This window comes from Rhodoferax sp. GW822-FHT04A08 (genome assembly GCF_058801025.1).
In genome coordinates this window covers 539,945-558,528 of record NZ_JBXAMW010000001.1, presented here as the reverse complement: position 1 = coordinate 558,528, position 18,584 = coordinate 539,945, and the positions used below count along the sequence as shown (strand labels likewise).

Here is an 18,584-nt window from a genome sequence, read left to right as displayed (position 1 = left end):
CAAGAGCAACGATATTGAAAGATAGAGATGACGATGCAACATACAGGTCCAACGGTTGAACACTCAACCCTGTGGACATTGTCCTCAGTGCATAAGGCGCGCAGGGTTGAATATTTGTAACATTGTGTCAAATGTTGCCCCTACTGGCTCCATACCAGGCTGACAGCACGCAAAATCCCGCCTGTTACAAATTGAGACGTCCATGACCGCAACGCACGACCGCCCCGACAAGATACTGATAGTGGATGACGATGCCCGCATCCGTGACTTGCTCAAACGCTATCTCACACAGGAAGGCTTTGACGTATTGCTGGCCGAAGATGGAAAGTCCCTGAATCGGGTGATGATGCGTGAGACCGCAGACCTGATCGTGCTGGACCTGATGATGCCCGGCGAAGACGGCTTGTCCATCTGCAGAAGACTGCGTGCCGCCAACGACCTGACCCCTGTGATCATGCTCACTGCCAAGGGCGAGGATGTGGACCGCATCGTAGGACTGGAGGTCGGTGCCGATGATTACCTGGGAAAACCCTTCAACCCGCGTGAGCTGCTCGCGCGCATCAACGCGGTGCTGCGCCGCCGCCCGGTGCCCGAGGTTCCTGGTGCCCCCTCCGTAGACAACGAGGTGGTGGAGTTTGGCCCGTTCCGCTTTGACCTGGGTGCGCGAACGCTGCACCGGCAGAGCGAGGAGTTGACGCTGACCACGGGTGAATTTGCCATGCTCAAGGCCCTGGTACGACACCCCCGCACGCCCCTGTCCCGGGAAAAGCTGGCGCAATTGTCCCGTGGCCGCGAATTCGAACCTTTCGACCGCAGCCTGGATGTGCAGATTTCCCGCCTGCGCAAACTCATTGAGACCGATCCTGCCAATCCGCGCATGATTCAGACCGTCTGGGGTGTGGGCTATGTGTTCATCCCTGAAGAGGCTGCGTGTCCCAAACCGTAATCAATGACTTCGAAGAGGCCGCCGTAAATGCCTTGGACGAGTCTGAAGAAGGTCACAACACACCGCGCATCGGTGGTCTGAACCTTTTCTGGCGCACTTTTTTCATGCTGGCGCTGTTGCTGCTGGGCAGCATCCTGGCGTGGCTGCAGACCTTGCGGGCCATGGAGTTCGAACCTCGGGCCATACAGACTGCCCACCAGATCGTGTCGCAGGTCAATCTGAGCCGTGCTGCACTGATCAACGCAGACGCCATTGCCCGCCTGTCCCTGCTCAAGACCATGGCCCAGGAGGAAGGCCTGCGCATCGTGCCGCGTGAGCCTTCGGACAAGCTCATACCAGTGGACGGCGACACCTCTGACATCGCCATCGAGTTGCGCCAGCACCTGGGCAACAACACGGTAGTGGCCAAGGAAGTCAATGGAAACAAGGGCTTGTGGGTCAGTTTCGACATGGACGGTGACCCATACTGGTTTCTCACGGACCTGGAACGCTTTACCCCATCCGTTGGCAAGACCTGGATTGTCTGGCTGCTGGTGGCAGCCGTTCTGTCGCTGACCGGTGCTGCTGCGATAGCACGCCTAGTGAACAAGCCGCTCAAGGAGCTCTCTTTTGCGGCCAGCCGGGTGCGCGAAGGCAAATTCCAGGAAAGCCATCTGGATGAGTCGGTGCAGACCAGCGAGATCCGAGAAGTCAACATCGGCTTCAACCGCATGGCGCAGCGTCTGGCCAAGCTGGACCAGGATCGCGCCCTGATGTTGGCCGGCATTTCACACGATTTGCGTACCCCGCTGGCACGGCTGCGGCTGGAAACCGAACTCAGCGTATCCGACCTGGACGCACGCGCGCACATGGCGGCCGATATAGCGCAACTGGACGCCATCATCGACAAATTCCTGGACTACGCCCGGCCGGACATGGTGGCGCTAACACCCGTGCCACTCAAACCCATTGTCGAAGCCTGCGCACTGCCGTTTCGCGACAACGCCGACATGCGCCTGAACATCCAGCTCGAAGACGGCTTGACCGTATTGGCCGATGAAGTCGAGCTGAGTCGCGTGATTTCCAACCTGATCGAAAACGCACGCAAATACGGAAAAACCGTGAACACCGGGATTGCGGAAATCGACATCACCGCGCTGGCCCGCGACAAGTGGATTTACGTCAAGGTGCGCGACCACGGAGTAGGCGTTGCGTCCAATCAGATCGCGAATCTCACCCAGCCGTTCTACCGTGGCGAGACTGCGCGTACGGCGGCCAACGGCGCGGGTCTGGGCCTGGCGATCGTGGAAAAGACAGTGCGGCGCATGGGCGGCGCCTTTGTTCTCAACAATTCCACCACGGGTGGTCTATCAGCCAATCTCAAGCTGCAGCGCGGGACTATGGCCTTGTCAGCAGCACAACCGCACGAGCTTCCATAGCCAACCCCTCGCCCACCGGGCCCATCTTCTCTGCAGTCTTGGCCTTCACATTGACCTGCTCCACGGTAACGGAGAGCACCTGCGCAATGCGCAAGGCCATGGCAGCCTTATAGGGTGCGAGCTTGGGAGCCTGGGCAATCACTGTGCAATCTACGTTGCCAATGGTGAACCCTTTCTCCCGCACCCGGCTTGCAGCATGCCCGAGTAGCACGGCGGAATCGGCTCCCTTGAATTGGACATCGGTGTCGGGAAACAGGGTGCCGATATCGCCCAATGCGGCGGCACCCAAGAGTGCGTCAGTGATGGCGTGCAACAAAGCGTCGGCATCTGAATGCCCCAGCAAGCCCTTGTTGTGCGGAATTTCCACCCCGCCCAGCATGAGCTTGCGACCTTCCACGAGGGCGTGGATGTCCCAGCCCTCACCTACCCGAATTTGCATGGCATGAACCCCTTGGCGGGTTCACGCAGACCGGCGACGTTGTTGCCAGGCCAGCAGTTCACCCACAATTCCTTTGCGAAAGGCAATCACGCAGAACACAAAAATGGCACCGATGATCACCGTGACCCAAGAGCCTACCCGATCCGCCAGGAAGTTTTGCAAACCAACGATGGTGAACGCGCCCACCACAGGGCCGGCAAAGGTTCCCATGCCGCCCAGAAGCGTCATCAGCACCACTTCACCGGAAAGGGACCAGTGCACGTCGGACAAGGTGGCAAAGCCCAACACCAGCGTCTTGACCGATCCGGCCAGACCGGCGATGGTGGTGGACAGAACAAAGGCCAGCAATTTATAGCGGTCCACGTCGTAGCCCAGGGAAACGGCGCGCGGCTCGTTTTCGCGGATGGCCTTGAGCACCTGCCCATAGGGCGAATGCACGATACGCATCACGCCCAAGAACACGCCGACAAAGACCGCCAGCACCACGAAATACATGGCCGTGTCGTTATCCAGGGACAACACGCCCAGTAGCTTGCCGCGCGGAACGCCTTGCAGACCGTCCTCACCGCCGGTGAAGGGCGCTTGCAGACAGATGAAGTAGATCATCTGTGCCATGGCCAGCGTCACCATGGCAAAGTAAATGCCCTGCCGCCGAATGGCCACCAGCCCTACCAGCAGTCCCAGGGCGGAAGCGAACAGGGTACCAAACAGCACACCCGCTTCTGGAGGCCAACCTGCGCTGCGCACCAGCCAGCCGGTAACGTAGGCCGCAGAGCCCATGAAGGCCGCATGACCGAAGGACAGCAGTCCGGTATAGCCCAGCAACAGATTGAAGGCGCAGGCGAAGATGGCAAAGCACAGCGCATTCATCAGGAACACGGGGTACAAGCCCACCACGGGAGCGATCAGCAGGAAGGCGAACACGACCAGCCAGAGCACCTTGCCCTGACGGGACGCCACAGCGGAGGAGGAAGTTGCGGAACTCACGTTATTTTTCCTTGCCAAACAAACCGGCGGGGCGAATCATCAACACCAGCACCATGATGACGAACACGACAATGCTGGATGCTTCCGGATAGAACACCTTGGTCAATCCTTCGAGCAAGCCCAACACCACCCCCGTGATGACCGAGCCCAGAATCGAGCCCATGCCACCGATCACCACGACCGCAAACACCACGATGATCAGGTTGGAGCCCATCAACGGCGTGATCTGGATTACCGGCGCGGCCAGCACCCCGGCCAGTGCGGCAAGGCCTGCTCCGCCGGCATAGGTCATGGTCACCATCAGCGGAACGTTGATACCAAACGCCTGCACCAGCGCCGGGTTCTCGGTACTGGCGCGCAAGGTGGCACCCAACTTGGTTTTCTCAATCAGGAACCAGGTGCCGATGCAGATCGACAGGCAGGCAACGATCACCCAGGCACGGTAGTTGGGCAACACCATGAAGCCCAGGTTGGTCGCACCCTGCAGGAGTTCCGGCACCGGGTACTGCTGGCCCGACACACCAAACTGGTCGCGGAACACACCTTCTGCAATCAGGGCCAGGCCGAATGTCAGCAACAGTCCGTAGAGCGGATCCAGCTTGTACAGGCGCTTGAGAAACAGACGCTCGATCACCACCCCCATTGCGCCGACCACCACCGGGGAAAGCACCAGCGCCACCCAGTAGTTCAGGCCGTACTTTTCCAGGCTGTACCAGGCCACATAGGCACCTATCATGTACAGCGCGCCGTGGGCAAAATTGACGATGCCCAACAACCCGAAGATCACCGCCAGCCCCAGACTGAGCATGGCGTAGAACGAGCCATTGACCAACCCCAGCAGCAACTGCCCCAGAAATGCCTGCAGCGGAATGCCAAAAATCTCGATCATCAAATCTCCATCAATGAATCAGGTATCGCAGCCATTCACCAGATTGCCCCGGGGACGAACACCCCTGGGCAACCTGGCATGGCCAGGAGGTCAGGACATTACTTCCAGGCCGCACACTTGCTTTCGGCCTTCGTGGTGAATGCCTCTTCACCCTTGATGGTTTCCACCACGTTGTAGTAGTCCCATGGCTCAACGGACTTGTCCGGGCTCTTGACCTGCATCAGGTACATATCGTGCACCATGCGTCCGTCGTCACGGATGTAGCCGCCCTTGGCAAACATGTCGTTGATCTTGGTCTTCTTCATCTGGGCCAGAACCTTGTCCGAGTCATCGGTACCGGTCGCCTTGACGGCTTGCAGGAACTGCAGCGTTGCCGAGTAGTCGGCAGCCTGCACGCTGGAAGGCATGCGCTTGACCTTCTCGAAGAACTTACGACCCCAGGTGCGGGTTTCTGCATCCTTGTTCCAGTACCAGCTGTCGGTCAGGTACATGCCCTGCGTGGCCTTGAGGCCCAGCGAGTGGATGTCGTTGATGAACACCAGCAGGCCGGCCAGCTTCATGGTCTTGGTCACGCCGAATTCATTGGCCGCCTTGACCGCATTGATGGTGTCACCACCGGCGTTGGCCAGACCCAGGATCTGCGCCTTGCTGCCTTGTGCCTGCAACAGAAAGGACGAGAAATCGCTGGCAGACAGGGGGTGCTTGACCGAGCCCACCACGGTGCCACCAGCCGCCTTGACCACATTGGCCGTGTCGTTCTGCAGGGATGCGCCAAAGGCGTAGTCCGCCGTCAGAAAGTACCAGCTCTTGCCGCCGGCCTTCACCACCGCGTTGCCGGTACCCTTGGCCAGCGCCACGGTATCGTAGGAATAGTGCACCGTATAGGGATTGCACTGCTCATTGGTCAGAGCGGAAGAGCCTGCACCGATGGCGATGAACAGCTTCTTCTTTTCTGCAGCCACCTTGGCCATGGCCAAAGCGGTGCCGGAGTTGGTGCCACCGATCAGCATGTCCACACCCTGGGTATCAAACCACTCGCGGGCCTTGGCGGCGGCCACGTCGGGCTTGTTCTGGTGATCCGCTGCCAGCACTTCGATCTTCTTGCCGTTGATGGCTCCACCCATCTCCGCCACGGCCATCTTGATAGCCTCTGCACCTGCAGGACCGTCGATATCGGAATACAAGCCCGACATGTCCGTGATGATGCCGATACGGATCACGTCACCCGAAATCTGTGCCTGGGCGGATGTGGGCAGTGCGCCCATTGCTGCACAGCTGAACGCGCAAACGGCCGCAATCTTCTTGAGTTTCATCGCTATCTCCTTGTTGATGGTTCTTGACAAATCAAACACCCAGGTACTCGTGTAACTGGGCCATACGCTCAGGCAGTTGGGCCTGTGTGAATTCCTGCTGAATCTCGCCATGCTCCATGACCATGAAGCGGTCGGCCAGCGGCGCGGCGAAACGGAAGTTCTGCTCCACCATGACGATGGTGTAACCCTTGGTGCGCAGCATCTTGACCATCTCACCCAGCTTCTGCACGATCACCGGCGCCAGGCCTTCGGATATTTCGTCCAACAGCAACAGGCGCGCTCCGGTGCGCAGAATGCGGGCCACTGCCAGCATCTGTTGCTCGCCGCCGGAAAGGCGCGTGCCCTGACTGTTGGCGCGCTCCTGCAAATTGGGGAACATGGTGTAGATCTCCTGCACACTCATGCCGCCTTTGGACAGCTCGGGCGGCAACAGCAGGTTTTCCTCGGTGGACAGGCTGGAGAAGATGCCGCGTTCTTCGGGGCAATAGCCTATGCCCAGCCGCGCAATGGCGTGGGTGGATGCGCCAATGGTTTCCTTGCCATGGACCTTGATGGAGCCCTTGCGGCTACCGGTCAGGCCCATGATGGCGCGCATGGTGCTGGTACGTCCCGCACCGTTGCGGCCCAGCAGGGTGACCACTTCGCCCTCGTTCACATCGAAGTTGACGCCATGCAATACATGCGACTCGCCATACCAGGCATGCAGATCACGGATTTCAAGAAATTTGCTCATATCAGTGGGCCCCCACCAGTTCGGTGTTGGCGCTGCCCATGTAGGCCTCAATCACTGCGGGGTTCTTGGACACTTCGGCGTACGGTCCTTCCGCCAGCGTGGCGCCGCGCTGCAGCACCGTGATGGTGTCGGCAATGCTGGAAACCACGCTCATGTTGTGCTCCACCATCAGAATCGTGCGGTTGGTGGAGACCTTCTTGATGAGCTGGCGGATACGGTCCACATCCTCCAGGCCCATGCCTTGCGTAGGCTCATCGAGCAGCATCAGCTCGGGGTCCATGGCCAATGTGGTGGCAATCTCCAGCGCACGCTTGCGACCATAGGACAGTTCAACGGTGAGCGTGTCTGCATAGGGTTCCAGATCAACAGCATTCAACAGCTCCATGGCCTGGTCGTTAAGCCCGTGCAGCGAGCTCTCCGGCTTCCAGAAATGAAAGGACGTCCCCAGCTTGCGCTGCAGTGCCACCCGCACGTTCTCAAGCACGCTCAGGTGCGGAAACACGGCCGAAATCTGAAAGGAGCGGATGATGCCGCGGCGCGCAATCTGCGCCGGCGCATCTTGCGTGATGTCCTGCCCGTTGAACAGAATCACGCCCGATGTGGGCTTGATGAACTTGGTCAGCAAGTTGAAGCAAGTGGTCTTGCCAGCGCCGTTGGGGCCGATCAGCGCATGGATGCTGCCGCGGCGCACCGACAGGTCCACCTTGTCCACGGCCACGAAGCCTTTGAACTCCTTGCTGAGCTTTTGCGTCTGGAGAATGCAGTCTGTCGTCATGCGGCGTATGGTGCCGACGAAACTTTTTTCCCCGCCTAGGACAAACCCGATAGCTTTCGCAAGCGTCAGAAAACCGTCAGACAGTCTTTCTGCCGTGCAAAAACAGGGGCGGCTTCAGTTCCGGCGCGACAGCAGCACGCTTTCGGCCAAAGCAAAGTCCTGCGGATAAGTGACCTTGAAATTTTGCGCCGAGCCGTGTACCAGCAAAGGGCTTTGGCCCATGGCTTCCATGGCGCTGGACTCATCGGTGACCGCATCACCAACAGCCGCCAGCGCGGCCTGCAGGGCGCCGATACGAAACATCTGCGGCGTCTGCGCCAGCCACTTATCACCCCGCTCCAGTGTGCATGCCACACGGCCTTCGCGGCCCTGCTTGAGCGTATCGGGCAGCGGAAGTGCCAGCAGGCCACCCACCGCATCGATCAGGCATGCATCGATCAGGGCATCGATCTGCTCTGCGGTGACCAGGCAACGCGCAGCATCGTGGACCAGCACCCAATCCTGAGGGGAAGCACCTTGCTGCAGCAAAGCATGCAGACCATTGGCCACCGTTTGCGCACGCGTGGCACCACCGCAGGCTTTCACCTGGACTGGCACGTTGGATTTTTCGAAGAAACCATCTCCAGCGGACACCACCACCAACGTGCCTGCCAGCCGCGCCACCCCTGCAAACGCAGCCAGCGTATGCATCACCATGGGCTTGCCCGCCACCGACTGGTACTGCTTGGGGCCTTGTGCACCCGAACGCGAACCATTGCCGGCGCAGGGAATCAGGGCCCATAAACGGTCGTGTTCCGCAGCGGTTTGCGAAGAAAAAGTGTCGGAGGTTTGCAAGGGTGTTTGGGGCATGGAGGGCTACAGAGTACCGCCCCATTCTAAAATCGATGCCATCCATGGATTTACCCAAACTCTCCAGCGGCAAACGCTACACCCTGCCCCGCCCTGCGGGTTCTGCTGACGCACTCCTCCTGGCCCGCCTGGGCGAACGTGAAAAAGGGAGCGGCAAACCGCTGGCCATCATCACGTCCGACGCCACGGACGCACAGCGCCTGCTCGATGAAATTGCCTTCTTCGCGCCCACGTTGCGCTGCGCGCTGTTTCCTGACTGGGAGACGCTGCCCTACGACACCTTCTCGCCGCACCAGGACCTGATCAGCGAGCGGCTGGCCACCCTGTGGCGCATTTCCCAGCGCAACAAGGAGACTGGCGCCGATGTGATCATCGTGCCGGCCACCACGGCCCTGTACCGCCTGGCGCCGCCCAGCTTTCTGGCGGGCTACACCTTTGAATTCAAGGTCAAGCAAAAGCTTGACGAAGCCCGTCTCAAGGCCCAGCTCACGCTGGCCGGCTACAGCCATGTGACCCAGGTGGTAAGCCCCGGTGAATACGCGGTGCGCGGCGGCCTGATCGACCTCTTCCCCATGGGTTCGCCCGTGCCCTACCGGGTGGACCTGTTCGACGACGAGATCGACAGCATCCGCACCTTCGACCCCGACAGCCAGCGCAGCCTGTACCCGGTGCCCGAAATCCGCCTGCTGCCCGGGCGCGAATTCCCCATGGACGATGACGCGCGCGCGCGCTTTCGCAGCCGTTGGCGCGAGCTGCTGGAAGGTGACCCGACCAAGAGCCGCATCTACAAGGACATGGGCAACGGCGTTGCCACCGCCGGTATCGAGTACTACCTGCCGCTTTTCTTTGAGCACACCGCCACCGTGTTCGACTACGTGGGCGGCGACGCCACCGTGGTGCTGCATGGCGATCTGGAGTCCGCCTTCCAGCGTTTCTGGCAGGACACCAAGGACCGCTTCCGCCTGGTGCAGGGCGACCCCGAGCGTCCGGCCTTGCCGCCCGAGAGTCTGTTCCTGGGTACCGAGCAGTTCTATGCGCTGTGCAACGGCCATGCGCAACTGGCCATCAAAGCCGCGTCGCCCGAGGACACCGCCGGCGCTTTTGTCGACATCAGCGCCCTGCCCCCCATGGCAGCGCTGCGCGGCACTGAAGACCCGCTGGTCAAGCTCAAGGACTACGCCCGCAATACCCAGCAGCGCATGCTGGTTCTGGCCGAAAGCGATGGCCGGCGCGAAAGCCTGCTGGACTTCCTGCGCGCCTCGCAGATCAATCCGCCCGCCTTCGATTCGCTGGAGGAGTTTGTCCACAGCAGCGAAAAGTGGGGCATTGCCACCGCCGCGCTGACCGTGGGCTTTGGCTGGCTCGAAGCCGGCGTGGACCTGATCACCGAGACCGAGCTGTTTGCCGCCGGCCCCGCCACGCGCAGACGCAAGAAGCAGGAACAGGTCAGTGACGTCGAGGCGCTGATCAAAGACCTCTCCGAGCTGAACCTGGGCGACCCGGTGGTGCATTCATCGCATGGCATTGGCCGCTACCGGGGCTTGGTCAACATGGATATGGGCAATAAGAATGCCCAAGGCGAACCGGAGCTGCAGGAGTTCCTGCACCTGGAGTACGCCGACAAGGCCACGCTGTATGTGCCGGTGAGCCAGTTGCAACTGATCAGCCGCTACACCGGCGTGAGCGCCGATGAGGCGCCCTTGCACAAGCTGGGTTCCGGCCAGTGGGAAAAAGCCAAGCGCAAGGCCGCCGAACAGGTGCGCGACTCTGCGGCCGAACTGCTCAACATCTATGCCCGCCGCGCCGCACGCGAGGGCCACGCCTTCCGCTATTCGCCCACCGACTACGAGGCCTTTGCCAACGACTTCGGCTTCGAGGAAACCGCCGACCAGAAGGCCGCCATCCACGCCGTCATCCAGGACATGATCAGCCCGCGCCCCATGGACCGCCTCGTGTGTGGTGACGTGGGCTTTGGCAAAACTGAGGTTGCCCTGCGTGCCGCTTTTGTGGCTGTGACGGGCGGCAGGCAGGTGGCCTTTCTGGCCCCGACCACCCTGCTGGCCGAACAGCACTACCAGACGCTGGTGGACCGCTTCAGCAAATGGCCGGTGAAGATTGCGGAGATGAGCCGCTTCCGCTCGGCCAAGGAAATCACCGCCGCGCTCAAGGGCGTGGCCGACGGCACCATCGACATCGTGGTGGGCACGCACAAGCTGCTCAGCGAAAAGACCCACTTCAAGGACTTGGGCCTGCTCATCATCGACGAGGAACACCGCTTTGGCGTACGCCACAAGGAGGCCATGAAGGCGCTGCGCGCCGAGGTGGACGTGCTGACCCTCACCGCCACGCCCATCCCGCGCACGCTGGGCATGGCGCTGGAAGGCCTGCGCGACCTGTCCGTGATTGCCACCGCGCCGCAACGCCGCCTGGCCATCAAGACCTTTGTGCGCACCGAGGGCAACGGCGTGATCCGCGAGGCCGTGCTGCGCGAGCTCAAGCGCGGTGGCCAGGTCTACTTCCTGCACAACGAGGTGGAAACCATCGAGAACCGGCGCGCCAAGCTCGAGGAGTTGCTGCCCGAAGCCCGCATTGCCGTGGCCCACGGCCAGATGCCCGAGCGCCAGCTCGAAGCCGTGATGCGCGACTTCATTGCCCAGCGCAGCAACCTGCTGCTGTGCTCCACCATCATCGAGACCGGCATTGACGTGCCCACCGCCAACACCATCGTCATGAGCCGCGCCGACAAGTTCGGCCTGGCGCAACTGCATCAGCTGCGTGGCCGCGTGGGTCGCAGCCACCACCAGGCCTATGCCTATCTGATGGTGCCCGACATCGAAGGCCTGACCAAGCAGGCGCAGCAACGGCTGGACGCCATTCAGCAGATGGAAGAGCTGGGCAGCGGCTTCTATCTGGCCATGCACGACCTGGAGATCCGTGGTGCCGGCGAGGTACTGGGCGAAAACCAGAGCGGCAATATGCTGGAGGTGGGCTTTCAGCTCTACAACGAAATGCTGTCCGAGGCGGTGCGCTGCCTGAAGGCCGGTATCGAGCCCGACCTGCTGAGCCCGCTCAACGTCAATACCGAAATCAACCTGCACGCTCCGGCGCTGTTGCCCGACGATTACTGTGGCGACGTGCACCTGCGCCTGTCCTTCTACAAGAAGCTGGCCACCGCCAAGAACACCGACCAGATCGACGCCCTGCTCGAAGAGATCGTGGACCGCTTCGGCAAGCTGCCGGCGCAGGCCCAGACATTGATCGACGTGCACCGCTTGCGCGTGATTGCCAAGCCCTACGGTGTGGTCAAGGTAGACGCCGCTCCGGGCGTGATCACCATCACCTTCAAGAAAGACCCGCCGATCGAGCCGCTGCGCATCATTGAGCTGATTCAGAAGAACAAGCACATCAAGCTGGCCGGCAACGAGAAGCTGCGCATCGAGCGCAACCTGCCCGAGGTGAAGGACCGCGCCCAGATGGTGCGCGACATCCTGCGCAGCCTGGGCCAGCCCAATACCAAATCGGTCGCAGCCTGAGACCTCCCGCACCCCAACAGAACCATGACATCCCCTACCGAAATCGAACCCGGCCTGGTCATCCAGGGCATCACTCCCCCATTGCGCCTGCAGGACTTCAAGCTCATCGCCTTTGACATGGACTCCACCCTCATCAACATCGAGTGCGTGGACGAAATCGCCGATGCCGCCGGTCGCAAGGCCGAGGTGGCCGCCATCACCGAGGCCGCCATGCGCGGTGAGATTGCCGACTACAAGGAAAGCCTGCGCAAGCGCGTGGCCCTGCTCAAGGGTGTGACGGTGGCCCGCATGGAAGAGGTGTACACACGGCGCCTGCAGCTCAATCCCGGTGCCGCCGAACTGGTGGCGGCGTGCAAGGCTGCGGGCCTCAAGGTGCTGCTGGTGTCCGGCGGATTTACCTTTTTCACCGACCGCATCCGTGAGCGGCTGGGCATCGACTTTGCCCGCTCCAATGTGCTGGAAGTGGAAAGCGGCCCCAGCTGCGGCGTGCTCACCGGACGCATGGTCGACCAACCTTGGGGCGATATCTGCGACGGCAATGAAAAACGTCGTACCGTGCTGGAAGTGGCAACGCTGATCGGGGTGGAGCCGCACCAGATCATTGCCATGGGGGATGGCGCCAACGACCTGCCCATGATGGACGTGGCCGGCCTGTCAGTGGCATATCACGCCAAACCTGCCGTGAGAGAGAAAGCCAATGTGGCCATCAACAGCGGCGGCCTGGACCGCCTGCTGACAGTATTGCGTTAGATCTCCGCGATCTGGCGCAGGGCCTTCGCAAACACCTCCGGCGGCTGGCCGCCGGAAATCAGATGCCGGTCGTTGAGGATGATGGCTGGCACCGAGTGGATGCCGCTCTGCTGGTAGAACTGCTCCTGCTCCCGCACCTCGTCGGCGAACTCGTCACTGTCCAGGATGGCCTGTGCCCGGGTGGCGTCCAGACCAACGGAAGCTGCCACACGCACCAGCAAGGCGTTGTCGCTGGGGTTCTCACCCTCGGTGAAATAGGCCTTGAACAGCGCATTCTTCAGCTCAACCTGTTTGCCTTCCAGCTCGGCCCAGTGCAGCAAGCGGTGAGCGTTGAAGGTGTTGTAGATGCGGCTGCGCTTGCCCATGTTGAAAGTGAATCCCAGTGCCTCACCACGTGCGCGGATGTTCTCCTGGGCGGCAGCCATCTGCTCGGGCGTGGAGCCGTATTTGTTGCTCAGGTGTTCCAGGATGTCTTCACCCTCTGGGACCATCTGCGGGTTGAGCTCAAAAGGCTGAAACGTCAGGCTGGCATCCAGCTCACCATCGAGTTCCTTGAGCGCAGTCTGCAGGGACTGCAGGCCAATGGCGCACCAGGGGCAGGATACGTCGGACACAAAGTCGATCTTGATTTGCTTTTTCATAGCCTCGATTGGACCCGATTTGAAAAAACCTTGCGGTATGCCAAGCAACCCGTTACGGGTGTAGCGCCAAGGAACAACACCAAATTACAGCGCTTGCGCCAGCCGCGCCACGCCTTCTTCGATGCGCGCCACGTCCGCCGTGGCAAAGCTCAGTCGCAGCGTGGCCAGATCGGGATTGGCCGCGTAGAACGGGGCACCGGGCACAAAGGCCACACCCTTGTCGATGGCGCGCTTGGCAAACGCATTGCCATCACTGATCTTGCCATTGGCGCCGGTCAGCCGGGCCCACACGAACAGACCGCCCTGCGGCTGCACGAAGGTGATAGCTTCGCCCAGATCCTTGCGCAAAGCGTTGCCCATGGCCAGTGCCCGCTCGGCATACACCTTACGCACATGGGCCAGCGTGCCCGGCATGCGCCCGGCCTTGAGGTACTGCGCCGCCGTCGCCTGGGCAAAGGTGCTGGTGGCCGCATCGCTGAACTGTTTGCACATGGTGGCCTTGGCCAAGAGCTCGGGCGGCGCAATCAGCCAGCCCACACGCAGACCGGGGCTGAGCACCTTGCTGAGCGATCCGCAGTGCGCCAGTAGCTCACGGCTGCCCGGTACTTGGCCGCTGAGCGCCAGCATGCTGGGCGGCGGCGCCTCACCAAAGTACAGGTCACCGTAGGGGTCGTCTTCCACGATCAGGGTCTGGTACTTCACGGCCAGCTCCAGCACGCGCTTGCGGCGCTCCAGGCTGAGCATGGCGCCGCTGGGGTTGCCAAAGGTGGGAATCAGGTACACCAGCTTGGGCCGGTGCTCGGCAATGAGCTGCTCCAGCGTGTCGGTCTGCACGCCGTTGCCGTCCACCGGGGCACTGATGAGTTGTGCGCCGTACAGGCGGAAACACTGGATGGTGGCCAGGAAGGTGGGGCCTTCCACAATCACCTTGTCGCCGGGGCTGATCATGGTCTTGCCCAGCAGATCCAGCGCCTGCTGGCTGCCAGTGGTGACGATCAACTGCTCGGATGCCACGTCCTGTGCGCCTTTGCTCTGCATGAAAGTGGCAAGCTGCTCACGCAGCGGCTGGTAGCCCTCAGTCGCGCCGTATTGCAAGGCGGGGCCGGGCTCTTCGGTGAGGGCCAGGTTGGTGGCTTCGCGAATGCCTTCCACGTCGAACATGGTGCTGTCCGGAAACCCTCCAGCAAAACTGATGATTCCCGGCTTTCCCAACAGTTTGAACAGCTCACGGATAGCGGAAGTCTCTACGTTGTTCAGTCTTTCAGCGAATTGCATAGCGTCTCTACAGATGGTTTTTGGGGTAAATACCCTAAGATTGTCCTTTGAAAACTCCAGGAACCGCCGTGGCAGATCTCGAATCTTTTTTTGCAGGTGTACGGCTGCCCGTACTGTCACCGGTCACCGTCGACCTGATAAGCATGCTAAGCAACGAGCGCGCGACCATGGACGATATCTGTACGGTGATTTCGAAAGAACCGGCCATCGCTGCGCGGCTTCTCAAACTGGCCAACAGCAGCCAGTTTGGCCTGCCACGCAGCGTCGGCCTGCTGGAGGACGCGGTCACGCTGGTTGGCTTGGAGCGGGTGGGCAGCCTGGCCATCGGTGCCAGTCTGAGCTCGTCCATCCATGAGTTTGCAGGACTGGATCGCCACCGCTTCTGGACGTCGGCCATGCACTGCGCAGGCTATGCGCAGTGGCTTGCGCCACCTGCGGGCATTCCGGCGCCCACCGGCTGGCTCACCGGCATGATGCTGCGACTGGGGCAGTTGCTGATTGCGCAGGCAGAGCCCGATATCCTGCAAGCGATCGAAGCGCTGCCGGTGATACCGGGTGTGCGCTGGCAGCGCGAACAACACCTGCTGGGCTTTACCGAAGGGCAAATCACCGCCGAAATGGCCGCACACTGGAACTTTCCGCCCCAAATCGTGCAGGGTCTCAGACATGCGGCAGACCCTATGGCGGAAGACGGCTTCTCTCGACTAGGGGCGGTGATTCATCTGGCGGGGCTGCTGACCGAAACCCAGGACGCCAGCCCGGATTCCATAGAAACACTGCCATGGGATGTGATCGCAGCGCTGGAGCTGGACATCCGCTGGATGCGCGCAAGTTTTCCGGATCGGGAAAAGTTTGTTAACGTCAGCTGATATGAACCCTGCTGCCATTGAAACCTTTTTCGCCACGCTCCAGGCTGCCAATCCGCACCCACAAACGGAGCTGGAATTTGCCTCCGTCTTCGAGCTGCTGACCGCCGTCCTGCTGTCGGCCCAGGCCACCGACGTGGGCGTGAACAAGGCCACGCGCAAGTTGTTTGCGGTGGCCAACACGCCGCAGAAAATTCTGGACCTGGGGCAGGACGGGCTGGAGGGCTACATCAAGACCATCGGCCTGTACCGCAGCAAGGCCAAGCACCTGATGCAGACCTGCCGCATTCTGGTGGACCAGTTCCATGGCGAGGTGCCACGCACGCGTGAGGAACTGCAAAGCCTGCCGGGTGTGGGTCGCAAGACGGCCAATGTGGTACTGAACGTGGCTTTTGGCGAGCCCACCATGGCGGTGGACACGCACCTGTTTCGCCTGGGCAACCGCACCGGCCTGGCACCCGGCAAGACGCCGCTGGAAGTGGAAGAGAAACTGCTCAAGCGCATCCCCAAACCGTATCTGGTGGATGCCCACCACTGGCTGATCCTGCATGGCCGCTACATCTGCCAGGCGCGCAAGCCGCTCTGCTGGCAATGTGCAGTGAGCGCCGTGTGCGACTTCAAGCCCAAGACGCCCGCGCCCACCTGAAACCGGCCACGGTATGCGTCGAACCTGCCTGCGCTAGAACTTCAGCCAGGCACCGTATTGCAGCCCGAGCAAAGGCCAATCCTCGGACCGCGTAACTGCACGCATCCCGCGTGCAATCAGCGTGGCCGCCTGCGCCACGCCGGCATGGGTGATCCACACCACATCGAGGCCCTGGCTTGCCTGCAATGCAAGAGAGCTATCCCAGACCTCGGCAACACGCGCCAGCACTTCGTTGGCAGACTCCTTTCCGCCGAACCGGTGGCATGCAAAGTCTGCCGTCCATGCATCCACGGCGGCACGGGGAATAGTGTCCCAGGCCACGCCTTCCCAGTCGCCGAAATCCATTTCACGCAAGCGCGACTCCTGCTCAGCAGGCAAGTCCGACCGGAGCTGCTTCAGGCTGTGCGCCAGCTGCAGGCAGCGCCTGAGCGGCGAACTCAGCACCACCGCATTGCGCGGCACCACCTCGGCCAAAGCCACTGCCGCCGCGTGCGTTGCCGCGGGTTCGGCGTCCAGGTCCAGCATGCCGTAGCAGGTGCCCGGTGCCACCAAGGGCTTGCCATGGCGCACCAGCCACAGGCTCACGCGCGCGCCCCCCAGGCCAGCAGAAAGCCCAGGTAAAACGCCAGCTCGCAAACCTGCTGGATGGCGCCCAGGCAATCACCGGTAAAACCCTGCAGACGGCGGGCAAACAGCCTATGCATCCAGGCGAAACCCAGGGCACTTGCCAGCAATGCACCGCCCAGGGTGCGTAGCATCACCGGCCCCAGACCCAAAACTGCGGCCACCAACGCAAAAGCCAACACACACCATACCGTTGCTACCTGCAAAGCTTGCCGGGTGATTTGCTCGGCCAGCGGCTTGGACTTGGATTGGGCCGTATCGCCCACGTGTGGCAACAGCCGGATGGTGAGCAAAGGCCAGGTACGCGACACCACGTGCGCCAGGAACGGCACTGCGGCGAGCACAACGGGCCCCAGGAACGCCAGCTCGGCCACCAGCGCAACCTTGGTCAGCAGCACCATGGCGATGGCAATGGCGCCAAAAGCGCCCACGCGCGAGTCCTTCATGATCTCCAGCGAACGCTCGCGCTGATAGCTACCACCCAAGCCGTCGGCCACATCGGCCAGACCGTCTTCGTGGAACGCGCCGGTCAACAGAATGCCAAAGGCGGTACCCAGTGCGGCAACCACCAGTGGCGAATAACCCCCCACCGGCAACCCCATGAACAATGCCAGTTGCAGCACCGTCACCAGTACGCCCACCAACCAGCCCACGCCCGGAAAATGCGCGGCACTGGCACGCAGCATTTGCGGGCTGTAACCCACCCACGCAGCCAGCCGCCCGGTCACCGGTATGCGGGTGAAGAACTGCAGGGCCAGCAGGTAGTTGCGCAGAAAGCTCATAGGCTAACGGGTGATGGGCGCAAGTGTTTCAGACCTTCACTGGATCGGCCGACTTTTCCGACACACCGGCCGACGCAAAACTGGCCATGTCGCGCAGGATGGTGCAGGCGGACTGCAACAGCGGCCAGGCCAAAGCAGCGCCGGAGCCCTCACCCAGGCGCAGGCCCAGGTCCAGCAAGGCGTGGGCGCCCAAATGCTGCAGCATGAATTCGTGGCCACGCTCGCCCGAGCGGTGCGCAAACACGCAGCGCTGCAGCACCAGTGGCTGCAAGGCGTTGGCCACTACCACCGCGCTGGTGGCAATGAAACCATCCACCACTATTACGCGGCGCTCGGCGGCGGCTTGCATCACCGCGCCCACCATGGTGGCGATTTCAAAGCCGCCCATGGTTGCGAGCACGTCCAGCGGCGCCTTCGCGTGGGCATGCTTTTGCAGCACTTCGCGCAGCACCGCCGTCTTGCGTTGCACCGCGGGCGCGTCCAGACCGGTACCCGCACCGGTGCAGACTTCGATATCCAGGCCAGCCAGGCGCGCGAGGATCAGCGACGCGGCGGAGGTATTGCCGATGCCCATCTCCCCCAGCAGCAAGGCATTACCCGGCAAGCCTTTGACCAGTTCCATGCCCTGCTCCAGAGCCGCCGTGCATTGCTCGGCCGTCATGGCCGGGCCAGCGGAAGAGTCAGCCGTTCCGGATTCGGCACCGGCCACCTTGCGTACCTGCAGACCAGGGCGCGTAGCACCCGCGGGCAGACCCGCCAGGAAATCGTGCTTAACGCCGCAATCCACCACAGTGAGCGCGATGCCATTCTGCTTGGACAGCACGCTGACCGCAGCGCCACCGGCCAGGAAGTTCTCCACCATCTGCCACGTCACGTCACTGGGAAAGGCCGACACGCCGCGCGCGGTCAGGCCGTGGTCACCTGCGAACACCACCATCTGCGGCGCGGTCAGCACGGGTTGCTCGGTGCCCAGGATCTGGCCGATCTTCAGGGCCAAAGTTTCCAGACGTCCGAGCGAGCCCAGGGGTTTGGTCTTGTTGTCCAGCGTGTGTTGCAGGCTCTGGGTGAGCGCGTCATTCTGGATGTTGCTGAGTTGGGGCAAGGGATTGTGCATGAAG

The 18,584-nt window shown here is 61.7% G+C and carries 18 protein-coding genes; 6 read left to right on the top strand and 12 right to left on the bottom strand.

Annotated elements, in window-relative coordinates; translation table 11 throughout:
- Nucleotides 1–202: 202 nt before the first annotated feature.
- Both ompR and AC1RMF_RS02605 read left to right on the top strand, forming a co-directional pair.
- Nucleotides 203–946: an osmolarity response regulator transcription factor OmpR gene (gene ompR, locus AC1RMF_RS02610; RefSeq protein WP_342617722.1), complete on the top strand. Its 744-nt coding sequence runs from the start codon at nucleotides 203–205 to the stop codon at nucleotides 944–946.
- A gap of 104 nt (nucleotides 947–1,050) precedes the next feature.
- Complete coding sequence (locus AC1RMF_RS02605; RefSeq protein WP_493139924.1) at nucleotides 1,051–2,364, top strand: sensor histidine kinase; 1,314 nt, start codon at nucleotides 1,051–1,053, stop codon at nucleotides 2,362–2,364.
- Here the strand turns inward: AC1RMF_RS02605 and ispF are convergent.
- The 7 genes from ispF to ispD form a co-directional block, all read right to left on the bottom strand.
- Complete coding sequence (gene ispF / locus AC1RMF_RS02600; protein WP_493139286.1) at nucleotides 2,324–2,803, bottom strand: 2-C-methyl-D-erythritol 2,4-cyclodiphosphate synthase; 480 nt, start codon at nucleotides 2,801–2,803, stop codon at nucleotides 2,324–2,326. The two genes, AC1RMF_RS02605 and ispF, sit on opposite strands and share 41 nt — an antisense overlap.
- Nucleotides 2,804–2,824: 21 nt before the next feature.
- The gene (locus AC1RMF_RS02595) at nucleotides 2,825–3,763 is read right to left on the bottom strand and encodes a branched-chain amino acid ABC transporter permease (protein ID WP_342621151.1); all 939 of its coding nucleotides are present in this window, start codon (nucleotides 3,761–3,763) and stop codon (nucleotides 2,825–2,827) included.
- Between the two features lie 28 nt (nucleotides 3,764–3,791).
- Nucleotides 3,792–4,679 (bottom strand): branched-chain amino acid ABC transporter permease, encoded by an 888-nt coding sequence (locus AC1RMF_RS02590; RefSeq protein WP_342617724.1) that lies wholly within the window; start codon nucleotides 4,677–4,679, stop codon nucleotides 3,792–3,794.
- A gap of 98 nt (nucleotides 4,680–4,777) precedes the next feature.
- Complete coding sequence (locus AC1RMF_RS02585) at nucleotides 4,778–5,992, bottom strand: ABC transporter substrate-binding protein (protein ID WP_342617725.1); 1,215 nt, start codon at nucleotides 5,990–5,992, stop codon at nucleotides 4,778–4,780.
- Between the two features lie 31 nt (nucleotides 5,993–6,023).
- On the bottom strand, nucleotides 6,024–6,725 hold the full coding sequence (locus tag AC1RMF_RS02580) for an ABC transporter ATP-binding protein (protein ID WP_342617726.1): 702 nt from the start codon (nucleotides 6,723–6,725) through the stop codon (nucleotides 6,024–6,026).
- Nucleotide 6,726: 1 nt separating this feature from the next.
- Nucleotides 6,727–7,500 carry an ABC transporter ATP-binding protein gene (locus AC1RMF_RS02575; RefSeq protein ID WP_342617727.1) on the bottom strand — a complete coding sequence of 258 codons (774 nt, stop codon included), beginning with the start codon at nucleotides 7,498–7,500 and terminating at the stop codon, nucleotides 6,727–6,729.
- A gap of 114 nt (nucleotides 7,501–7,614) precedes the next feature.
- The gene (gene ispD / locus AC1RMF_RS02570; protein WP_493139282.1) at nucleotides 7,615–8,349 is read right to left on the bottom strand and encodes a 2-C-methyl-D-erythritol 4-phosphate cytidylyltransferase; all 735 of its coding nucleotides are present in this window, start codon (nucleotides 8,347–8,349) and stop codon (nucleotides 7,615–7,617) included.
- 44 nt (nucleotides 8,350–8,393) lie between these two features.
- Here ispD and mfd point away from each other — a divergent pair, with 44 nt between their 5' ends.
- Nucleotides 8,394–11,882 (top strand): transcription-repair coupling factor, encoded by a 3,489-nt coding sequence (gene mfd / locus AC1RMF_RS02565; protein WP_493139280.1) that lies wholly within the window; start codon nucleotides 8,394–8,396, stop codon nucleotides 11,880–11,882.
- Between the two features lie 24 nt (nucleotides 11,883–11,906).
- Nucleotides 11,907–12,632, top strand: coding sequence for a phosphoserine phosphatase SerB (serB, locus tag AC1RMF_RS02560; RefSeq protein ID WP_493139276.1), 726 nt, complete (start codon nucleotides 11,907–11,909; stop codon nucleotides 12,630–12,632).
- On the opposite strand, the gene AC1RMF_RS02555 is transcribed toward serB, so the two are convergent.
- Nucleotides 12,629–13,273: a DsbA family oxidoreductase gene (locus tag AC1RMF_RS02555; RefSeq protein ID WP_493139274.1), complete on the bottom strand. Its 645-nt coding sequence runs from the start codon at nucleotides 13,271–13,273 to the stop codon at nucleotides 12,629–12,631. The two genes, serB and AC1RMF_RS02555, sit on opposite strands and share 4 nt — an antisense overlap.
- An 84-nt stretch (nucleotides 13,274–13,357) precedes the next feature.
- On the bottom strand, nucleotides 13,358–14,548 hold the full coding sequence (locus tag AC1RMF_RS02550) for an aminotransferase-like domain-containing protein (protein WP_493139271.1): 1,191 nt from the start codon (nucleotides 14,546–14,548) through the stop codon (nucleotides 13,358–13,360).
- 68 nt (nucleotides 14,549–14,616) lie between these two features.
- Here AC1RMF_RS02550 and AC1RMF_RS02545 point away from each other — a divergent pair, with 68 nt between their 5' ends.
- On the top strand, nucleotides 14,617–15,417 hold the full coding sequence (locus AC1RMF_RS02545) for an HDOD domain-containing protein (protein ID WP_493139269.1): 801 nt from the start codon (nucleotides 14,617–14,619) through the stop codon (nucleotides 15,415–15,417).
- A gap of 1 nt (nucleotide 15,418) precedes the next feature.
- On the top strand, nucleotides 15,419–16,060 hold the full coding sequence (gene nth, locus AC1RMF_RS02540) for an endonuclease III (protein WP_493139267.1): 642 nt from the start codon (nucleotides 15,419–15,421) through the stop codon (nucleotides 16,058–16,060).
- Between the two features lie 33 nt (nucleotides 16,061–16,093).
- Here nth and AC1RMF_RS02535 read toward each other — a convergent pair whose 3' ends face one another.
- Genes AC1RMF_RS02535 through cobT form a run of 3 tightly spaced genes read right to left on the bottom strand, consistent with a single transcriptional unit; the run spans nucleotide 16,094 to nucleotide 18,580 of the window.
- The gene (locus AC1RMF_RS02535; protein WP_493139265.1) at nucleotides 16,094–16,645 is read right to left on the bottom strand and encodes a histidine phosphatase family protein; all 552 of its coding nucleotides are present in this window, start codon (nucleotides 16,643–16,645) and stop codon (nucleotides 16,094–16,096) included.
- A complete protein-coding gene (locus AC1RMF_RS02530; protein ID WP_493139263.1) occupies nucleotides 16,642–17,466 on the bottom strand; it encodes an adenosylcobinamide-GDP ribazoletransferase in 825 nt (274 codons plus the stop codon). The genes AC1RMF_RS02535 and AC1RMF_RS02530 overlap by 4 nt, the downstream gene beginning before the upstream one ends.
- 28 nt (nucleotides 17,467–17,494) lie before the next feature.
- Complete coding sequence (cobT, locus tag AC1RMF_RS02525) at nucleotides 17,495–18,580, bottom strand: nicotinate-nucleotide--dimethylbenzimidazole phosphoribosyltransferase (RefSeq protein ID WP_493139261.1); 1,086 nt, start codon at nucleotides 18,578–18,580, stop codon at nucleotides 17,495–17,497.
- Nucleotides 18,581–18,584: the final 4 nt, after the last annotated feature.

Bases quoted from the DNA above. Each gene is read 5' to 3' on its own strand.
- ompR (WP_342617722.1), top strand. From the start codon at position 203: ATGACCGCAACGCACGACCGCCCCGACAAGATACTGATAGTGGATGAC.
- AC1RMF_RS02605 (WP_493139924.1), top strand. From the start codon at position 1,051: ATGCTGGCGCTGTTGCTGCTGGGCAGCATCCTGGCGTGGCTGCAGACC.
- ispF (WP_493139286.1), bottom strand. From the start codon at position 2,803: ATGCAAATTCGGGTAGGTGAGGGCTGGGACATCCACGCCCTCGTGGAA.
- AC1RMF_RS02590 (WP_342617724.1), bottom strand. From the start codon at position 4,679: ATGATCGAGATTTTTGGCATTCCGCTGCAGGCATTTCTGGGGCAGTTG.
- AC1RMF_RS02585 (WP_342617725.1), bottom strand. From the start codon at position 5,992: ATGAAACTCAAGAAGATTGCGGCCGTTTGCGCGTTCAGCTGTGCAGCA.
- AC1RMF_RS02580 (WP_342617726.1), bottom strand. From the start codon at position 6,725: ATGAGCAAATTTCTTGAAATCCGTGATCTGCATGCCTGGTATGGCGAG.
- AC1RMF_RS02575 (WP_342617727.1), bottom strand. From the start codon at position 7,500: ATGACGACAGACTGCATTCTCCAGACGCAAAAGCTCAGCAAGGAGTTC.
- ispD (WP_493139282.1), bottom strand. From the start codon at position 8,349: ATGCCCCAAACACCCTTGCAAACCTCCGACACTTTTTCTTCGCAAACC.
- mfd (WP_493139280.1), top strand. From the start codon at position 8,394: ATGGATTTACCCAAACTCTCCAGCGGCAAACGCTACACCCTGCCCCGC.
- serB (WP_493139276.1), top strand. From the start codon at position 11,907: ATGACATCCCCTACCGAAATCGAACCCGGCCTGGTCATCCAGGGCATC.
- AC1RMF_RS02555 (WP_493139274.1), bottom strand. From the start codon at position 13,273: ATGAAAAAGCAAATCAAGATCGACTTTGTGTCCGACGTATCCTGCCCC.
- AC1RMF_RS02550 (WP_493139271.1), bottom strand. From the start codon at position 14,548: ATGCAATTCGCTGAAAGACTGAACAACGTAGAGACTTCCGCTATCCGT.
- nth (WP_493139267.1), top strand. From the start codon at position 15,419: ATGAACCCTGCTGCCATTGAAACCTTTTTCGCCACGCTCCAGGCTGCC.
- AC1RMF_RS02530 (WP_493139263.1), bottom strand. From the start codon at position 17,466: ATGAGCTTTCTGCGCAACTACCTGCTGGCCCTGCAGTTCTTCACCCGC.
- cobT (WP_493139261.1), bottom strand. From the start codon at position 18,580: ATGCACAATCCCTTGCCCCAACTCAGCAACATCCAGAATGACGCGCTC.